This window comes from Mycobacterium sp., from assembly GCF_008709575.1.
GTDB lineage: Bacteria > Actinomycetota > Actinomycetes > Mycobacteriales > Mycobacteriaceae > Mycobacterium.
Window position 1 is genome coordinate 1 of sequence record NZ_VYIK01000505.1, and the last position, 573, is coordinate 573.

The 573-nt window shown below is 62.3% G+C and carries 1 protein-coding gene; it reads left to right on the forward strand.

The window, feature by feature from the left end; genetic code table 11:
* Positions 1-464: GNAT family N-acetyltransferase (locus tag F6Q13_RS19840; protein WP_293060111.1), on the forward strand; the 464-nt coding region annotated here is incomplete at its 5' end.
* Positions 465-573: the final 109 nt, after the last annotated feature.

Consider the following 573-nt stretch of genomic DNA (forward strand, 5'->3'; position numbering starts at 1 on the left):
TTCGCCGTAGTAGACCCGACGATGTTGTTGGTTGTGTCGCAATCGTGCGCGACCTTCCTGACTACTTCACCAAAGATGTGCCCGCCCGGGTCACTGTTGACCTCGCCGACCACTACGGCTGGGTCGCGACCGACACCAGGGGAGTTGTGGGTTTCACGGTGATCGATCGCCGGTCGGAACGAACTGCTGAAATTCTCTGGATGGCCGTGCGCAACATCAGCCGAGGCGCCGGGATCGGCACCGCTTTGCTCGACCACGTGCTGGGCGAGCTCGGTGACGAGGGACTGCAACTGGTGGAGGTCAAGACCCTCGATGCGGCTGCCGACTACGCGCCCTACGTGGCCACCCGAGCGTTCTGGGAGCGCCGAGGATTCATTCAGATCGACACGATCGACCCCATGCCGGGTTGGCAGTCTGGAGATCCCGCAGCGGTCTGCGTGGCTGCTCTCGCCCCCACCAGATGATCGCTCGACAGCTGCCCGTCCGGGCCGCCATCATTCAAGCACCACTTCAGTGGTTAATCAGCGTGTTCAGCTGCTTGTCGTCGGGGGTTCCAACCAGTTCGTTGACCAG